The sequence below is a fragment of the Scandinavium sp. genome, from assembly GCF_051650185.1.
Classification (GTDB): Bacteria; Pseudomonadota; Gammaproteobacteria; order Enterobacterales; family Enterobacteriaceae; genus Scandinavium.
Genome location: NZ_JBOFIN010000141.1, coordinates 21,124 through 37,972, shown reverse-complemented (window position 1 = coordinate 37,972; position 16,849 = coordinate 21,124). Strand labels below are relative to the sequence as shown.

The following is a 16,849-nucleotide window of genomic DNA, read 5'->3' as shown; positions in this document are numbered from 1 at the left end:
GTTTATCACATGTGGAGAAGTGCAGTCCGGCGCGAATTATCTACGCCACAGATTTGAGAATCTAAGGTCAGGTACGGCGTCCGGACTGCAGGCAGAAAGAACTGGCCGGCTCTTTCTGCACGTGGGGGATAATACAAGGCCGGGTTAGCGACAGCGCCACCCGGCAATACATCAGAACGTCAGACCCAACTGAACACCCGCCCCCCAGGTTTCATCCTGGCCGTACAGCCCCATCAGATCGACGTGAACCGTGTTCAGCGGTGCGAAACCAACACCCGCGGTGAAGACATTGCTGTCATTGCCTTTCATGTCAGCACGATAACCCGCACGTACCGCAAGCCAGCTCAGCGGCGTCACCTCTGCCCCGACGCCAACGTACTGGGAATTGTCTTCACTCTTAAATCCTTTGGTTTCCGTCAGGTCGCCGTCCGCACTCAGCGTCACCAGGTCGGTGTGCCACGCCACGCCTGCTGTCACCAGCGGGCGAATTTGGTACGTATCTTTGTAGTTAGTGGTCACGCCGGTTGAATTGTTGGTGATACGAACGTCTTTGGTGTCGATATCACGCGACATCAGGTTCTGTCCGCTTAACCCCACAGTCCAGTTTTCGCCAAAGTCTGCTGCAATCCCCGTATCCACGTTAAAGCCGGTATCGTCATTGCGATACTTACTCTTCTTCCAGTCATCACTGTGATAATCATCGATGGACGTCGTGTAGTTATAGAGCCAGGTTTGCTGCAGTTTCGGCGTAACCCCAAAGGAAACCGGCACGCCGCCGATATCGAATTGACGGGCGATGGCGATGCCGTAATCGGAAACAATGGCCGCCTTACCGGATGCGGTTGAATTCAGATTATTGGTCAGGGCGTCGCTGCCGTTAATCAGCGCGTTAGCCGCCTGTGAGGCAGCAAACGGATCAGAATTCTGAATATTACGCAGATAGTCGATATCGCTCTGATCGATACTGGAGCTGACGCGGGCATGAGCATAAGCCTTGGCAACAAACGCCAGTGAAACGGCTGAAGTCGGCACGCTGACGGCGATGCCAGCACCGGCATTCGCACGCGCGGTTTTACCTCGTAAATCTTCCAGTTGCCCGGCCAAATCACCTGCGGCGCTCTGGAACTGATTTAACGTGTCGCCAGGATTGAGCAAAATATCGGTCGGCGTGATGTTATCAAGCACGCTCTTGTAGTGGTTGATATCGTTGCTGATATCGTCAATTTGATCGCGAAGGTTGTCTTTGTCGGTAATCTGTCCGCCAACCGACGGAATAACGACAGAGACATCATCGTCAGGTTTTGATTTTGCCAGTAGCGCCGGGTTAATCAATACTGCGCTGCCATAACTGGCTGACGCAACCCCGGTTCCCCCCATCGCATCACTTCTCGCTTCTGACCACGTATTTGCCGCTCCCGCCTGATTTGCCATAAAAAGAGAAACTGCCGCAGACACCACAGAATATTTGATATTTTTTTTCACGATAGACTCGTTATTTGCAGGTGAACGTTTATCCCTGTTCAGTTATCGGCTGAAAAGGGGCGAACTATTGCTGTGAATAACGATGTAAAAAGCAGCCTGTTAGGGCGATTTGCGTTAAAGGGCGTCGTGTTATCGTAGGAATATGTGACGCCCCTCAATATTTATAGATGAGATTGTTATTTTCGCGAGGGTTTACCGTCATGCGGGCCAAAAAACTGCGGCGGATGGTCAACCCAGCGGTCCTGGCGGGTCGCGGCATACTCCTGATTCAGGGGATAGTAGATGCGGTTGTGCTTTTTATTCGCCTCGCCAACGACCAGCAGGCACACCTCTTCCTCAGTATTATTGATAAAGGTGTGGCAGACGCCAGTACCGGCAGGAAAACCAACGCTGTCGCCCGGTTCCAGCTGCCAGAGATAGCCGTTTATCCATGCCTGCGGATGGCCTTCCAGCACGTAGATAAACTCTTCTTCATCGCTTTCGGCATGCGGGTAAGACGTGCGTCTGCCCGGCGGCAGGCGTTCGTGGTGAATGCCCAAATGGCGCAGCCCAAGCTTACGCGCCAGGGGTGCACCGATGGAAAACAGCTCAGGGCTGTCGGGATAGGTTGAATCATCTGGCTCTTCCAGGTCACGCCAGTGTCGAATACAGTCGGGTCGTTTCATCTTTCCCCCCGGGATTTTTTCCCTGTTGTCTTGCGTCATGTATAGCACACACCCGGCAGGTTATCGGCGTTTGTGCCATAACATGATAAAGTAGCGGTTTACTTTTTAGCTGATTCGAGGACGCCGATGGACAATACCACTCCCCAGGATATGCTCACGCATGCCGAAAGGCTTTGCGCGCAGCGCGGCGTGCGTCTGACACCGCAGCGTCTGGAAGTGCTGCGCCTGATGACGCTACAACAGGGTGCCATCAGCGCCTATGATTTGCTCGATCTGTTGAAAGTCAGTGAGCCACAGGCGAAACCCCCGACCGTGTATCGGGCGCTGGAGTTTTTACTCGAACAGGGTTTTGTCCACAAGGTTGAGTCCACCAACAGCTATGTGTTGTGCCATCTGATTGATCACCCGTCTCACAGCTCCGCGATGTTTATCTGCGATCGTTGTGGAGTGGTAAAAGAAGAAGTTGCCGACGGTCTTGAAGACATCATGCATAAGCTGGCCGCGCGGATGGGATTTGCGCTGCGCCATAATGTGCTTGAAGCCCATGGCTTGTGTGCGGAGTGTGTTGAAGTGGAAGCCTGTGCAACACAGGATTGCTGCGGGCACGACCATACCATTCAAATCAAAAGAAAGCCGGGCCAGAAATAGTCGCGGGCGGCCTAAGCCGCCCTGAGGGTTGTACTTCCTTGTACTTACGGGTAGAGCAGTGGGTTACCAGCGATAGTCATTGCGGGTTTCCCAGTCTTTCACCTCTTTCTCAGCCTGGTCTTTCGCGTATCCGTAACGCTCCTGGATTTTCCCTACCAGCTGATCGCGCTTACCTTCAATGACGGTAAAGTCATCATCGGTGAGCTTACCCCATTTCTCTTTCACTTTACCTTTGAGCTGTTTCCAGTTACCGCCGACTTCGTCTTTATTCATGATCCTTTCCTCATCGTTCGGTGAAGCAGAGTGAAGTAACGTCGTCCTGTAAGCATCGTTTCTGCTGGACGTGATAATGAGTATAGGTAAGGATGTTGGCTTTCAGGAATTATTCAGAATCTTTAACCATACCAGGAAATGAACCCACTACGAAAACCAGGTTCCGTGTTGCCAGTGACGCCGCCAAATCCAGGCCAGAGAGAGCCCGCGTAGCGCAAGGAACACCGCGAGCGACAGCCACAATCCGTGGTTGCCAAACAGCGGCACGGTTAACAGTGTCAGAGCAAAGCCAGCGGCGGCGACAGCCATGCTGTTTCGCATTTCTGTCCCTCGTGTCGCACCGATAAACATGCCATCCAGTAAATAACACCAGACGCCAATCACCGGCAGTATCACCTGCCAGAAAACATAGCGATCGGCCAGCTCCCGCAGCTGTGGCAGAGAGGTGAGCATCGCAACAATGTGCTCTCCACCGACGGCATAAATCATCGCAAACGCCAGCGCCACTAAGCCGGATTGGCGGCACGCAGCTTTCCAGACGTGCAGCAGTTGGCTGTCGTCCCTCGCGCCATACGCCTGCCCGGAATGGGCTTCAACGGCATAGGCAAAGCCATCCAGCGCATAGGCCGTGAACGTCAGCATCGTCATCAACACGGCGTTTACCGCGACAATATCGCTGCCGAGACGCGCGCCAAACACGGTCAATGCGCCAAAGCAGAGTTGCAACAACAGCGAACGCAGCATGATGTCCCGGTTGAGCGCCAGAAGGCGACGAACATTGCCCCGCCAGGCCTCTTTCAGCAGCGCTAACGAAATGCCGCGCAGATGCAGCACCCGCCGAACCATCAGCAAGCCAATGAAGAAAGTGACATATTCCGAACACGCAGTGGCCAGCGCTGCGCCCTGCACGTTCATGTGCAGGGCCATCACCAGCCACAAATCGAGTACGATGTTCAGCACGTTGCCCACCACCAGCAAAATCACCGGTGCACGAGCATACTGCACACCAAGCAGCCACCCCAGCAAGACCAGGTTTGCGAGAGAAGCAGGGGCGCTGAGCCAGCGGATCTCAAGGAAGCGCCTGGCCTGCTCCAGCACCGCATCGCTTCCGCCGACAATATGCAGCGCCAAATCAATAAGCGGTGTGCGAAGCAGGACAATGGCTATGCCTGCGCCCAATGCCAGTAACAGCGGTTGTACCAAAGCACGCGCCAGCCGCTGCGGATCTTTTGCACCATAAGCCTGAGCCGTGAGGCCGGTGGTGCTCATTCGCAGGAAAAGCAGCAGCATAAAGAGGAAGCTGGTCGCCATAGTGCCCACAGCGACACCGCCCAGATACACAGGACTATCCAGATGCCCAATCACCGCCGTATCGACCAGCCCCAACAAAGGGACAGTGATATTGGAGAAAATCATGGGCAGCGCAAGACGCCACAATGCCTTGTCCGCAGCAGTGAATAGCGACATCGGAAAACCTGTGAGAGTGGAAAGGTAAAACGAAGTGGCGCCAGAGCTGCGCCACTCAAAACACGAAGCGGAAAGCTAAAGGATGATTATAGCCATTCGCCGTTGCGGATCACGCCAACCGCCAGACCTTCAATAGAGAAGTTCTGTTCGCGCAGGTCGACCACGATCGGGGAAAATTCACTGTTTTCTGGCAGAAGCTCAACGGTGCTGCCTTGTTTTTTCAGGCGCTTGACGGTCACTTCATCGTCAATGCGAGCGACAACCACCTGGCCGTTACGCACATCCTGAGTTTTATGTACCGCCAGCAGGTCGCCATCAAGGATGCCGATGTCGCGCATCGACATGCCGCTGACGCGCAGCAGGAAATCGGCGCTTGGCTTGAACATGCCAGGGTCAACCTGATAATGGCCTTCAATATGCTGCTGTGCCAGCAGCGGCTCACCGGCAGCCACGCGGCCGATCAATGGGATGCCCACTTCTTCTTCAATCAGAAGACGAATGCCGCGAGAAGCCCCGGAGACAATCTCAATGACGCCTTTACGTGCCAGCGCTTTAAGATGCTCTTCAGCCGCATTAGGGGACTTAAATCCCAGGCGCTGTGCTATTTCCGCACGCGTCGGTGGCATGCCCGTCTGGCTGATGTGATCCCGGATGAGATCAAACACCTCTTGCTGCCTGGTCGTTAACGCTTTCATTCCGCCCCCTGGGTGTATATACAGTTATGCTGTGAGTATATACAGTTGATGGCGAATTTGGAACCGCAAAACGCACAAAAAACCAGACGGTTGCGCAATAGTGTGGCGCCTATCGAAAATGCGACCACAGCAGCAGCGCCCAGGTGATGACGGCAATAAAGATAGCCAACAGAACTGCAGCAGACCCCATATCCTTCGCGCGCCCTGACAGCTCGTGATGCTCCGGCCCGATACGGTCAACCACCGCTTCAATCGCACTGTTCAGAATTTCCACTATCATCACCAGAAGCACCGAGCCAATCAGCAGTACGCGGGTGATGACATCCACGTCCAGCCAGCAGGCGATAAAGATGGCGATAATGGCAGCGGTGCCTTCCTGGCGAAACGCGGCTTCGTTTTTCCACGCTGCGCGAAAACCTTTCCAGGAGTAGCCTGCCGCCTTGATGATTCGGGTTAACCCGGTGGTATTATTGGCCATCAAAAGAACCTTTTTATTTATTAGCGTCAATGTCACTGCGCGCCGTAAGTGGTAGAACAGATATTCTGCTTACTTTCTGTTATCCTTGCGACGCATTTGCATGATTAACCAGAGGCTTTACATCGTTTATGTCTGGCTGGCCACGAATTTACTACAAATTACTGAATTTACCATTAAGCGTGCTGGTAAAAAGCAAGTCCATTCCGGCAAACCCTGCCCAGGAACTTGGGCTCGATACCTCACGTCCGATTATGTACGTTCTGCCCTATAACTCGAAGGCAGATCTGCTGACGTTACGCGCCCAGTGCCTGGCGCACGATCTCCCGGATCCGCTGGAGCCGCTGGTGATCGACGGAACCGAGCTGCCGCGTTACGTGTTCATTCACGGCGGGCCGCGCGCGTTCACCTATTACACGCCGAAAGAAGAATCCATCAAGCTGTTCCACAACTATCTGGACCTGCATCGCAGCAATCCCGAGCTCGACGTGCAGATGGTGCCGGTTTCGGTGATGTTTGGGCGTTCTCCGGGTCGCGAAAAAGGCGAAGTTAACCCGCCCCTGCGCATGATGAACGGCTTCCAGAAGTTCTTTGCCGTTACCTGGCTTGGTCGCGACAGCTTCGTGCGTTTCTCGCCATCCGTGTCACTGCGCCGCATGGCGACCGAGCACGGCACAGACAAAATTATCGCGCAGAAGCTGGCTCGTGTGGCACGTACGCACTTCGCCCGTCAGCGTCTGGCGGCCGTTGGCCCGCGCCTGCCTGCTCGTCAGGATTTGTTCAATAAGCTGCTGGCGTCCAAAGCGATTGCCAAAGCCGTTGAAGATGAAGCGCGCAGCAAGAAAATCTCCCACGAAAAAGCGCAGCAGAACGCCATTGCGCTGATGGAAGAGATTGCGGCTAACTTCTCCTACGAGATGATCCGCCTGACAGACCGCGTTCTGAGCTTTACCTGGAACCGTCTCTATCAGGGGATTAACGTTAACAACGCCGAGCGCGTGCGCCAGCTGGCTCACGATGGTCATGAAATTGTCTATGTGCCCTGTCACCGCAGCCACATGGACTACATGCTGCTTTCGTACGTGCTCTATCACCAGGGGCTGGTGCCGCCGCATATCGCTGCCGGTATCAACCTGAACTTCTGGCCAGCTGGCCCGATTTTCCGCCGCCTGGGCGCGTTCTTTATTCGTCGTACGTTTAAGGGCAACAAGCTTTATTCCACCGTGTTCCGTGAATACCTCGGCGAACTGTTCAGCCGTGGGTATTCCGTTGAGTACTTCGTGGAAGGTGGCCGTTCCCGTACCGGTCGTCTGCTCGACCCGAAAACCGGCACGCTGTCGATGACCATTCAGGCGATGCTGCGGGGCGGTACTCGTCCAATTACCCTCGTGCCAATCTACATCGGCTATGAGCACGTGATGGAAGTGGGCACCTACGCGAAAGAGCTGCGCGGCGCGACCAAAGAGAAAGAGAGCCTGCCTCAGATGCTGAAAGGCCTGAGCAAGCTGCGTAATCTCGGCCAGGGCTACGTGAACTTTGGCGAACCGATGCCGCTGATGACCTACCTCAATCAGCACGTGCCAGAATGGCGCGAGTCTATCGACCCGATTGAAGCAATCCGCCCTGCGTGGTTAACACCTACGGTGAACAACATTGCCGAAGACCTGATGGTGCGCATCAACAACGCAGGCGCGGCGAATGCCATGAACCTGTGTGTGACCGCACTGCTGGCTTCTCGTCAACGTTCTTTGACCCGCGAGCAGCTCGCTCAGCAGTTAGACTGCTATCTGCAACTGATGCGCAACGTGCCGTATTCGAAAGATTCGACCGTGCCTGCCCTCAGCGCCAGTGAACTTATCGATCATGCGCTGCAGATGAACAAGTTCGAAGTTGAGAAAGACACCATCGGTGACATCATCATTCTGCCGCGCGAGCAGGCGGTGCTGATGACCTACTATCGCAATAACATCACGCACATGCTGATGATCCCGTCCTTGCTGGCCGCGATTGTCACTCAGCATCGTAAAATCTCACGCGAAGAGATGGTTCGCCACGTCGAGACACTGTACCCGATGCTGAAAGCCGAGCTGTTCCTGCGCTGGGAAAAAGCCGAACTGGCGGGCGTTATCGACCTGCTGCTGGCAGAAATGCAGCGTCAGGAGCTGGTGACCGTTGAGAATGACACGGTCAGCATTAATCCGTCTCACTCCCGCACTCTGCAACTTCTGGCTGCCGGCGCGCGAGAGACGCTGCAACGCTACGCCATCACCTTCTGGCTGCTGTGCGCCAACCCGTCAATCAACCGCAGCACGCTGGAGAAAGAAAGCCGCACCGTGGCACAACGTCTCTCCGTTCTGCACGGTATTAACGCGCCAGAGTTCTTCGACAAGGCCGTATTCAGTACTCTGGTGCTGACACTGCGTGACGAAGGCTTTATCAGTGACTCCGGCGATGCCGAACCGGCGGAAACGATGAAGGTTTATCAGATGCTGGCGGAGCTGATCACTTCCGATGTGCGTTTGACGATTGAGAGCGCCAGTCAGGACGCCTAGGTAAACTGCAAAAACCTTCCTTCGGGAAGGTTTTTTAGTGTTTGCCCCCCCTAGCCCTGTGGGAGAGGGGTCGGGGGTGAGGGCATCAGACCGCACAGCCTTTTAAGCATTGCCGGGTGGCGGCTTCGCCTGACCCGGCCTACACAGGGTTGCCGTAGGCCCGCGCAAGCGAAGCGCCGCCGGGCATTTCTCTACGCCAAATAACTCATCGCCAGACCAATAAACAGCACCAGCCCAACGTAGTTGTTGTTCATAAAGGCCTTAAAGCAGGCATCGCGCTCGCGGTCTTTAATCAATTTCTGCTGATAAACGAACAGCGCTCCGGCGACAAAAATCGACCAGTAGAATTCCCAGTTCAGCCCGCTCATCCAGCCTACTGCCGCCATCAACGCCAGCACCGCCACCTGCAAAATGCCGATGATCAGCTTGTCTTGCTTACCGAACAAAATCGCCGTGGATTTCACGCCAATCTTCAGGTCATCGTCACGGTCAACCATCGCATACTGCGTGTCATACGCCACGGCCCAGCAGATATTGGCGAGGAACATCAGCCAGCAGCTCAGCGGCAGCGCTTCACTGACGGCAGCATAGGCCATCGGAATCGACCAGCCAAAGGCCGCACCCAACACCACCTGCGGCAGATGGGTGTAGCGCTTCATAAACGGATAGACCCACGCCAGCGCCAGCCCGGCAACAGAAAGCAGGATGGTCATTTTATTGAGCGTCAGCACCAGCAGGAAGGAAAGCAGAACCAGCACCACAAACAGCCCGCGCGCTTCTTTTTCACTGACATCGCCGCTTGGCAATGGGCGATGCGCGGTGCGCTTCACGTGACCATCAAATTTACGGTCGGCGTAGTCGTTCACCACACAACCTGCCGCGCGCATCAGCCAGACACCCGCGACAAAAACCGCCAGGATCCACAGCGGCGGCACACCGGGCGTGGCAACCCACAGCGCCCAAAGCGTTGGCCACAGCAGCAGCAGCGCACCAATCGGTTTGTCGGTACGCATCAGGCGGTGATAAGCCAACAGCTTATTCTGCGTCAGACTCCTCTCCATTCTTCATTTCCTCTCAGTACAGCGGTGATGCAGGTAAAAACAGCTCCGTCAGCAGCAGCGGTTTTCCACTCAGCCGCAGGCGGGAACGGCGTCCCCACAGCTCTGCATCCTTACCAATCTCGATAAAATCGCGGGTTAGCGTTGACGATGTAAACAGATAGCGCCCCAGCGGCGTATTACCCAACTGCTGTAATTGCAGCTCGGGGCCGCTCAGGGTGGATTCCGGCACGACGGTGCGCCCGACAAGCCAGGGTTCGCCATCAGCGCAGAGCAAGATTTCGCGCAGCCAGTAGCGCGATTCCGCAGGCAGGAGCGACAGCTCCTCAGCCACGTCGTCCTGGCCGACAAACGCTTCGCGGATAAGCGTCACCGTCACGCTTTTGCCCTGCTGTTCAAAACGTTTGGTCATGGAATCTTCCAGCAGCAGCCAGTCGCGAAGCTGTGCGTCGAGTTCCGGAAGGGTGGCGAAATAGCGTAGCGCGCGCAGTTGCGCCAGCGCAGGGTGTGACATGCCTGACTCTCCGATACAAAACTTATCGGCATTGTATCGTAGAAAACGGCGAACGGGAGGAAGAAACACGAATATACGATCTTCTGCGCAACAGCGATGCAACACATGCCATTGCGTCAGAAAAAACGGTGCGCCCGCAAGGACGCACCGAAGGCCTGAGCCTAAACATCAGCATTGTGGGGAGATGTTTACCCCTTGCCTTTTACACTGCTGATAAAGGTGGAACGTGCAGACGTTGAACCGAGGCGCTCGGCTTCGTTCAACAATTTGAGGGCCTTATCAATATTGCCTTCTTTCACCGCCTGTTTGATGGCGTTGTTGAAGTAGCTTTCCGTATCGTTCAGTACCGGTTCGCTCTTCGCTGCCGGAGCAGAAGCTGCCACCGCTGGTGCTGCAACAGCCGTCGCCGCGACAGGGGCCGCCGCTGGAGCGCTGTAAACAGGTGCCGCCGTGTTACCCACAGTGACAGGGCCAGGACCGGAAGAACCGAACAGAGGGCCAACCAGAACGCTGGAGGCTGACGAGGTTTTCACTTGCAGCTTGAGCGAGCCATCGGTCACATGGCGAGCAATCGGGTCTGGAATATCCGGCACGGCGTTACCGGTGCCTTTGGCATAGGCTTTTGCCGGGTCAACCAGTTTGGTGGTCTGTTGCAAATCCTGCGGCGTGGTGAAGACCAGCACATAAATTTTCTGCTGGCCCAGCGCTGGCGTCAGGCGCATCACGCCTTCCAGCCGATCGGCGCTCATCACACCGGGTTCCTGATAGGTAAAATAGTTGCCTGGGAAGAACGCCGAGGGCGTCATGTTCTGATCCAGAATCAGCACGTTCGGTGCAAAGACGCTGGTTTGTTTGTTCACTTCGCTGGTCAGGGTGATATTCAGCTCACCAATATTTGCAGGGACGCTGTAAGCGGCAACGGGACCGGAAATCCCCGGCACGTTCAGCTGCTGGCCACCCGTGGCGAGAGTCGTTTTTTGGGTGTTCGATTGATCCACCGGCGTCCAGGTCAACTGCTGCAGCGCAGAAGCCGGGATTGCAGGCGCCGCGGTGGTGTTCTGCGGCACAAAGTTCACATCAGCAAAACTGACTGCCGGAACGCTTGCCAGCAGGCCAGCGGAGAGGCAGAGGGCAACAAAACTTTTCTTCATTTTCATTTTTTATTACCTCAAGGACAGGGCTCAGCGGTGGCCAGGCAATAGCTCGCCGAGTCTAAAACAGAGGGGCTTTCGCCCCTCTTTATGTGGCATAACAGTGGGTTAACTTAACTGCGAATTACCACCAGATTTCCATCTGGGCACCGAAGCTCCACTCGTCGCTGTCGCCGCGGCCAAGGCCTGCGGTCTGCATACCGAAGTTGGAGTTGAAGTTACCGCTGGTAGAGATTGGGCTACCGCCAGTGTCATAACCCCATTTCTCATCCCACTTGGCGTAGGTAGCGAAGACGCGGATAGCTGGACGGGACCAGATGCTGTCGCCTGCCTGCCATTGCTGTGCCAGGGTAATTTTGTACTGGTTGTTGGTGTCGCCGGTGTTCTGGGATTTGACGTTGTCGTAGCCCACTTCCAGCAGGGTACTCATGATTGGCGTCCATTTGTACATTGGACGAACACCCACGGTGTACCACTTGGTGCCGTTGTTGTTATCCCAGTTGATGTCCTGGTACATACCGACGTACATCAGGTCCCAGCTGTCGCCCAGGGAGATTGCACCGTGGTCGAGGATACGCAGCAGGTGGCCGTTGTTGTTGATGCCGTAGGCGTACAGTTTGCCATCGGTATCGTCATTGCCCAGGCCAATGCCTGCGCCCTGAGACAGGCCTTTACCCTGAGAAGTCATAGAGTCAGTGGCGTACTGAACCACGAACTTGTTAAAGCCTTTCAGCATGCTCTGGGTGTGTTCAGCGGTGAACATCCAGCCATCTTTCGAAGCCTGAGGCTGCAGGTAGTAATCGTCGTTTACGTTGGTGTGACCGTAGTCAACGCCCAGTTCCAGCGTGCCGCCTGGGTTGATTTCCATCTGCGCCAAACGCACGTCGAACACGTCGTTCGCGGTTGCGGTGGTGTAGTCACGAACCTGGTTGCTGGCGAAGGTTGAAGAACCGCCGGCTTCCGTTGAGCGGGTTACCGCCATGGAGAGTTTACCGAAGCCGAGATCCACGTTTTCCAGACCTGCACCCGGGCCGGAGATATCCCAGTAGTAGAAGTCGATCATGTGAACGTCATGACGCTGGTAGAAGCGCTTACCGGCCCACATGGTGGAGCCTGGCAGCCATTCGATCAGGTTTTTACCCTGCACGTTCGCTTCACGGAACGCAGGGTCAGTAGCTTCCCAGTCGTTCTGCTGCGCTACGGAGTAGGCAACGTTAGTGTCGAAGTAGAAGCTCTTGTCGCCTTCTTTCCACACTTCCTGACCCAGCTTCAGCTCGGCGTAAGTTTCACATTCGTTACCGAGACGATATTTACTTTGTGCACCAGTGGCCTGGAAACACTGTTGCGCGCCGCCGCTACCGGTCCAGCCGATACCCGAACGGGCGTAACCCTTAAAATCTACGGCACCCGCGTGCGCAGACAAAATGCCCGCAGTCACGGCGATCGCCAGTGGAAGTTTGCGCAGAGTAATCATCATTCTATCTCCTGAGACCATTGCTTTCTTTTGTTATGGGATTTAAACGCCCGGTTCTTTGTGCAGCCGACGACATGCGGTGCCATCCTCACGGAACAGATGGCAACGCTCTGGCGGCAGACCGATAGCGAATCTGGCTCCCTCTTCTACCAACACCACGTCGTTCTGGCGGTAAACCAGGTTTTGACGGATGGCGGGGATCTGGATATGAATTTGCGTTTCGTGACCGAGTTGCTCGACGACCTGAACGTCACCTTCGAGCGTGACATCGGCGATGTCGCTTGGCAGAAGATGTTCAGGACGAATACCTAACGACATGTTGGCGCCAACCTGCACGCCCGTACTTTCCACCGGCAGCCACACTTGCTGACGGTTAGGGAGTTCTACCTGCACCTGCTCGATGGCAGTGGCGGTGACTTTCACCGGCAGGAAGTTCATCTTCGGCGAACCAATAAAGCCTGCGACGAAGCGGTCTGCCGGGTAGTGATACAGCTCCAGCGGTTTGCCGACCTGCGCCACGCGCCCGGCATCCAGCACCACGATTTTGTCGGCGAGCGTCATTGCTTCGACCTGATCGTGGGTGACGTAAATCATCGTGCGCCCAAGGCGCTTGTGCAGACGGGAAATCTCTATACGCATCTGCACACGCAGCGCGGCATCAAGGTTGGAAAGCGGTTCATCCAGCAGGAACACGCGAGGCTCTGCCACCAGCGTACGGCCAATCGCCACGCGCTGACGCTGCCCGCCGGAGAGCGCTTTTGGCTTACGATCCAACAGGTGAGCCAGTTGCAGCACTTCGGACACCTGAGTCACCTTCTGGGCAATCAGGTCTTTTTTCGCGCCCGCAAGCTTGAGACCGAAGGACATGTTTTCAGCGACGGAGAGATGGGGATACAGCGCATAAGACTGGAAGACCATGCCGATTCCGCGCTCCGCGGGCGGCGTGTCATTCATGCGTTTATCACCAATCAGCAACTCCCCACTGGTGATGGTTTCCAGCCCGGCGATCATGCGCAACAGCGTGGACTTGCCGCAGCCTGATGGCCCGACAAACACCACGAACTCCCCTTCATGGATGTCGAGATTGATGTCTTTTGACACCACCACGTCACCCCAGGCTTTCGTTACATTTCGCAGCTGTACGCTCGCCATGCCCTTCTCCCTTCGTTACAACCGGTCACTAAATGAAATATTCGTTCTGCGCCGACTATGGGCGATCAATAACTTTGGTGAATCCTCCACCCCTGGCTTTTTTGTGGGGGAGGAGGCGGGAGGATGAGGAGGGCTAGTCTGCCCCCGCATCTGGCGCGGCCTGGCTAAAATCGTGATGAACACGGCAAAAATCAGCGTCATTTTGTGTGCGCCAGGACTCATAACTTAATTTTATGTAACAGAGATCACACAAACCGGGGGTGGGGCGTAGGGTCGGGGAGGATGGAAAGAGGTTGCTAAGAAAGGAAACTCAACCGAGTAAAAGCCACCAGGCGTATCCACGAGCACATCACCAAAAAGGACGGGATATATGAAAATCAAAACTGGCGCACGCATCCTCGCGCTGTCGGCACTGACCACGATGATGTTTTCCGCCTCTGCCTTCGCCAAGATTGAAGAAGGCAAGCTGGTTATCTGGATCAACGGCGACAAAGGCTATAACGGCCTCGCAGAAGTCGGTAAGAAATTTGAGAAAGACACCGGCATTAAAGTCACCGTTGAGCACCCGGATAAACTGGAAGAAAAATACCCGCAGGTTGCCGCAACCGGTGATGGCCCGGACATTATCTTCTGGGCGCACGACCGCTTTGGTGGCTACGCTCAGTCTGGCCTGCTGGCTGAAGTCACTCCTGATAAAGCGTTCCAGGACAAACTCTATCCGTTCACCTGGGATGCGGTTCGCTACAACGGCAAACTGATTGCTTACCCAATCGCCGTTGAAGCCCTGTCGCTCATCTATAACAAAGACCTGGTGCCTAACCCGCCGAAAACCTGGGAAGAGATCCCGGTTCTGGATAAAGCGCTGAAGGCGAAAGGCAAATCTGCGCTGATGTTCAACCTGCAAGAACCGTACTTCACCTGGCCGCTGATTGCTGCCGATGGCGGTTACGCGTTCAGGTTTGAAAACGGCAAATACGACGTGAAAGACGTGGGCGTGGACAACGCTGGCGCGAAAGCGGGCCTGACCTTCCTGGTTGACCTGATTAAAAACAAACACATGAATGCCGATACCGATTACTCCATCGCCGAAGCCGCTTTCAACAAAGGCGAAACCGCGATGACCATCAACGGTCCCTGGGCGTGGTCGAACATCGACAAGAGCAAAATCAACTACGGCGTGACCCAGTTGCCAACCTTCAAAGGCAAAGCGTCTAAACCGTTCGTCGGCGTGCTGAGCGCAGGCATCAACGCCGCCAGCCCGAACAAAGAGCTGGCGAAAGAGTTCCTTGAAAACTACCTGCTGACCAACGACGGTCTGGCGGAAGTGAACAAGGACAAACCGCTGGGTGCCGTGGCGCTGAAAACTTACCAGGAGCAACTGGAAAAAGATCCACGCATCGCCGCCACCATGGCGAACGCCAAAACCGGCGAAATCATGCCTAACATCCCGCAAATGGCGGCGTTCTGGTATGCAACGCGCACCGCTGTGATCAACGCTGCCAGCGGTCGTCAGACGGTTGATGCTGCGCTGAAGGATGCTCAGGGTCGTATTACTAAGTAAGCATTTCCCCTCACCCCGGCCCTCTCCCCAAAGGGGCGAGGGGGAAAACAACACTCGGTCTGTCCCCTCTCCCCTTTAGGGAGAGGGTTAGGGTGAGGGTAGTTTCGAATAATGAGCTGTAGAGGAAGAACCCCATGGATGCCGTTAAAAAGAGTCACTGGTGGCAGAGCGATATGCTGAAGTGGTCCGTGATCGGACTGCTGGGCCTGCTGGTTGGCTACCTTGTTGTTTTGATGTACGCCCAGGGGGAGTACCTGTTTGCCATCATGACGCTGATTTTAAGCTCAGTTGGCCTCTATATTTTCGCCAATCGTAAAGCCTACGCGTGGCGCTACGTCTATCCTGGCATGGCCGGGATGGGCTTGTTCGTGCTGTTCCCGCTCATCTGCACCATTGCTATCGCCTTCACCAACTACAGCAGCACCAACCAGCTGACTCAGGAACGCGCTCAGCAGGTGCTGATGGATCGTTCTTATCAGGCAGGCAAAGCCTATAACTTCGGGTTATATCCGGCAGGCGATGAGTGGAAGCTGGCGCTGACCGATGGCGACAGCGGCAAAAATTATGTCTCCGACGCTTTCAAACTGGGCGGCGAGCAAAAAATCACACTGAAAGAAGCCGATGTTCTGCCAGACGGCGAGCGCGGCAACCTGCGCGTTATCACCCAAAATCGCCAGGCGCTGAACCAGCTGACCGCCATTCTGCCGGATGAGAGCAAAGTCATCATGAGCTCCCTGCGTCAGTTCTCGGGCACGCGTCCGCTGTATGCCGCCGGGGAAAACGGCGAGCTGACCAACAACCAAAGCGGCGTAAAATACCGTCCAAACAATCAAATCGGGTTCTGGCAGTCGGTGAATGCGGATGGCAACTGGGGCGACGATAAACTCAGCCCGGGCTACACCGTCAGTATCGGCTGGGATAACTTCACTCGCGTCTTCACCGATGAAGGTATTCAGAAACCGTTCTTTGCTATCTTCGTCTGGACGGTGGTCTTCTCTGTACTCACCGTGCTGCTGACCGTCGCGGTCGGCATGGTGTTAGCGTGCGTCGTTCAGTGGGAATCCCTGAAAGGCAAAGCGATTTACCGCGTGCTGCTGATCTTGCCCTACGCCGTACCGTCGTTCATCTCGATTCTGATTTTCAAAGGGTTGTTCAACCAGAGCTTTGGTGAGATCAACATGATGCTGAGCGCACTGTTTGGCATCAAGCCGGCGTGGTTCAGCGACCCGACCACGGCACGTTCGATGATCATCATCGTCAACACCTGGCTCGGCTATCCGTACATGATGATCCTCTGCATGGGGCTGCTGAAAGCGATTCCGGACGATTTGTACGAAGCCTCGGCGATGGACGGCGCAGGCCCGTTCCAGAACTTCTTCAGGATTACGCTGCCGTTGCTGATCAAACCGCTGACCCCGCTGATGATCGCCAGCTTTGCCTTTAACTTTAACAACTTCGTTCTGATTCAGCTGTTGACCAACGGTGGGCCAGACCGTCTGGGCACCACCACGCCTGCGGGCTACACCGACTTACTGGTGAGCTACACCTACCGCATCGCCTTTGAAGGCGGCGGCGGTCAGGACTTCGGCCTGGCGGCGGCGATTGCCACGCTGATCTTCCTGTTGGTAGGCGCACTGGCGATTATCAACCTGAAAGCCACACGCATGAAATTTGACTAAGGA

15 protein-coding genes are annotated in these 16,849 nt (G+C 55.4%); 4 read left to right on the top strand and 11 right to left on the bottom strand.

Going from position 1 to position 16,849, the window contains the following annotated elements:
- Nucleotides 1–171: 171 nt before the first annotated feature.
- Together traF and ACRCWW_RS19610 are read right to left on the bottom strand one after the other, a co-directional pair.
- The gene (gene traF / locus ACRCWW_RS19615; RefSeq protein WP_438683881.1) at nucleotides 172–1,482 is read right to left on the bottom strand and encodes a conjugal transfer protein TraF; all 1,311 of its coding nucleotides are present in this window, start codon (nucleotides 1,480–1,482) and stop codon (nucleotides 172–174) included.
- A 176-nt stretch (nucleotides 1,483–1,658) separates the two neighbouring features.
- On the bottom strand, nucleotides 1,659–2,147 hold the full coding sequence (locus tag ACRCWW_RS19610) for a cupin domain-containing protein (RefSeq protein ID WP_438683880.1): 489 nt from the start codon (nucleotides 2,145–2,147) through the stop codon (nucleotides 1,659–1,661).
- A 126-nt stretch (nucleotides 2,148–2,273) separates the two neighbouring features.
- On the opposite strand from ACRCWW_RS19610, the gene zur reads away from it, so the two are divergent.
- Nucleotides 2,274–2,795 (top strand): zinc uptake transcriptional repressor Zur, encoded by a 522-nt coding sequence (gene zur, locus ACRCWW_RS19605; protein WP_438683879.1) that lies wholly within the window; start codon nucleotides 2,274–2,276, stop codon nucleotides 2,793–2,795.
- 63 nt (nucleotides 2,796–2,858) lie between these two features.
- On the opposite strand, the gene ACRCWW_RS19600 is transcribed toward zur, so the two are convergent.
- The 4 genes from ACRCWW_RS19600 to ACRCWW_RS19585 all read right to left on the bottom strand — a co-directional run bounded on the left by ACRCWW_RS19600 (nucleotide 2,859) and on the right by ACRCWW_RS19585 (nucleotide 5,708).
- Nucleotides 2,859–3,068, bottom strand: coding sequence for a CsbD family protein (locus tag ACRCWW_RS19600; protein ID WP_404659011.1), 210 nt, complete (start codon nucleotides 3,066–3,068; stop codon nucleotides 2,859–2,861).
- A gap of 147 nt (nucleotides 3,069–3,215) precedes the next feature.
- The gene (gene dinF / locus ACRCWW_RS19595; protein ID WP_438683878.1) at nucleotides 3,216–4,535 is read right to left on the bottom strand and encodes an MATE family efflux transporter DinF; all 1,320 of its coding nucleotides are present in this window, start codon (nucleotides 4,533–4,535) and stop codon (nucleotides 3,216–3,218) included.
- 86 nt (nucleotides 4,536–4,621) lie between these two features.
- Nucleotides 4,622–5,230 carry a transcriptional repressor LexA gene (lexA, locus tag ACRCWW_RS19590; protein WP_438683877.1) on the bottom strand — a complete coding sequence of 203 codons (609 nt, stop codon included), beginning with the start codon at nucleotides 5,228–5,230 and terminating at the stop codon, nucleotides 4,622–4,624.
- Nucleotides 5,231–5,339: 109 nt separating this feature from the next.
- A complete protein-coding gene (locus ACRCWW_RS19585; RefSeq protein WP_438683876.1) occupies nucleotides 5,340–5,708 on the bottom strand; it encodes a diacylglycerol kinase in 369 nt (122 codons plus the stop codon).
- Nucleotides 5,709–5,836: 128 nt separating this feature from the next.
- Here ACRCWW_RS19585 and plsB point away from each other — a divergent pair, with 128 nt between their 5' ends.
- Nucleotides 5,837–8,257 (top strand): glycerol-3-phosphate 1-O-acyltransferase PlsB, encoded by a 2,421-nt coding sequence (gene plsB, locus ACRCWW_RS19580; protein ID WP_438683875.1) that lies wholly within the window; start codon nucleotides 5,837–5,839, stop codon nucleotides 8,255–8,257.
- Nucleotides 8,258–8,448: 191 nt separating this feature from the next.
- Here plsB and ubiA read toward each other — a convergent pair whose 3' ends face one another.
- From ubiA to malK, 5 genes are all read right to left on the bottom strand, one after another.
- Nucleotides 8,449–9,318 carry a 4-hydroxybenzoate octaprenyltransferase gene (gene ubiA / locus ACRCWW_RS19575; RefSeq protein WP_438683874.1) on the bottom strand — a complete coding sequence of 290 codons (870 nt, stop codon included), beginning with the start codon at nucleotides 9,316–9,318 and terminating at the stop codon, nucleotides 8,449–8,451.
- Between the two features lie 13 nt (nucleotides 9,319–9,331).
- Nucleotides 9,332–9,829 carry a chorismate lyase gene (gene ubiC / locus ACRCWW_RS19570; RefSeq protein ID WP_438683873.1) on the bottom strand — a complete coding sequence of 166 codons (498 nt, stop codon included), beginning with the start codon at nucleotides 9,827–9,829 and terminating at the stop codon, nucleotides 9,332–9,334.
- 188 nt (nucleotides 9,830–10,017) lie between these two features.
- Nucleotides 10,018–10,986: a maltose operon protein MalM gene (gene malM, locus ACRCWW_RS19565; RefSeq protein ID WP_438683872.1), complete on the bottom strand. Its 969-nt coding sequence runs from the start codon at nucleotides 10,984–10,986 to the stop codon at nucleotides 10,018–10,020.
- Between the two features lie 118 nt (nucleotides 10,987–11,104).
- Nucleotides 11,105–12,457, bottom strand: a complete 1,353-nt coding sequence (locus ACRCWW_RS19560) for a maltoporin (RefSeq protein WP_330986186.1) — start codon at nucleotides 12,455–12,457, stop codon at nucleotides 11,105–11,107.
- Nucleotides 12,458–12,496: 39 nt separating this feature from the next.
- On the bottom strand, nucleotides 12,497–13,606 hold the full coding sequence (gene malK / locus ACRCWW_RS19555) for a maltose/maltodextrin ABC transporter ATP-binding protein MalK (protein WP_438683871.1): 1,110 nt from the start codon (nucleotides 13,604–13,606) through the stop codon (nucleotides 12,497–12,499).
- Nucleotides 13,607–13,976: 370 nt separating this feature from the next.
- Between malK and malE the strand changes: the two genes are divergently transcribed.
- Both malE and malF read left to right on the top strand, forming a co-directional pair.
- Entirely contained in the window at nucleotides 13,977–15,167 is a 1,191-nt protein-coding gene (gene malE, locus ACRCWW_RS19550; protein WP_438683870.1) for a maltose/maltodextrin ABC transporter substrate-binding protein MalE, read from the top strand.
- A 134-nt stretch (nucleotides 15,168–15,301) separates the two neighbouring features.
- Complete coding sequence (gene malF, locus ACRCWW_RS19545) at nucleotides 15,302–16,846, top strand: maltose ABC transporter permease MalF (protein ID WP_438683869.1); 1,545 nt, start codon at nucleotides 15,302–15,304, stop codon at nucleotides 16,844–16,846.
- Nucleotides 16,847–16,849 lie beyond the last annotated feature (3 nt).

Excerpts from the sequence above, each read along its gene's own strand:
- lexA (WP_438683877.1), bottom strand. The coding sequence starts at position 5,230 with ATGAAAGCGTTAACGACCAGGCAGCAAGAGGTGTTTGATCTCATCCGG.
- ACRCWW_RS19585 (WP_438683876.1), bottom strand. The coding sequence starts at position 5,708 with ATGGCCAATAATACCACCGGGTTAACCCGAATCATCAAGGCGGCAGGC.
- malK (WP_438683871.1), bottom strand. The coding sequence starts at position 13,606 with ATGGCGAGCGTACAGCTGCGAAATGTAACGAAAGCCTGGGGTGACGTG.
- ACRCWW_RS19560 (WP_330986186.1), bottom strand. The coding sequence starts at position 12,457 with ATGATGATTACTCTGCGCAAACTTCCACTGGCGATCGCCGTGACTGCG.
- plsB (WP_438683875.1), top strand. The coding sequence starts at position 5,837 with ATGTCTGGCTGGCCACGAATTTACTACAAATTACTGAATTTACCATTA.
- ACRCWW_RS19610 (WP_438683880.1), bottom strand. The coding sequence starts at position 2,147 with ATGAAACGACCCGACTGTATTCGACACTGGCGTGACCTGGAAGAGCCA.
- ubiC (WP_438683873.1), bottom strand. The coding sequence starts at position 9,829 with ATGTCACACCCTGCGCTGGCGCAACTGCGCGCGCTACGCTATTTCGCC.
- ubiA (WP_438683874.1), bottom strand. The coding sequence starts at position 9,318 with ATGGAGAGGAGTCTGACGCAGAATAAGCTGTTGGCTTATCACCGCCTG.
- malM (WP_438683872.1), bottom strand. The coding sequence starts at position 10,986 with ATGAAAATGAAGAAAAGTTTTGTTGCCCTCTGCCTCTCCGCTGGCCTG.
- malF (WP_438683869.1), top strand. The coding sequence starts at position 15,302 with ATGGATGCCGTTAAAAAGAGTCACTGGTGGCAGAGCGATATGCTGAAG.
- zur (WP_438683879.1), top strand. The coding sequence starts at position 2,274 with ATGGACAATACCACTCCCCAGGATATGCTCACGCATGCCGAAAGGCTT.
- ACRCWW_RS19600 (WP_404659011.1), bottom strand. The coding sequence starts at position 3,068 with ATGAATAAAGACGAAGTCGGCGGTAACTGGAAACAGCTCAAAGGTAAA.
- malE (WP_438683870.1), top strand. The coding sequence starts at position 13,977 with ATGAAAATCAAAACTGGCGCACGCATCCTCGCGCTGTCGGCACTGACC.
- dinF (WP_438683878.1), bottom strand. The coding sequence starts at position 4,535 with ATGTCGCTATTCACTGCTGCGGACAAGGCATTGTGGCGTCTTGCGCTG.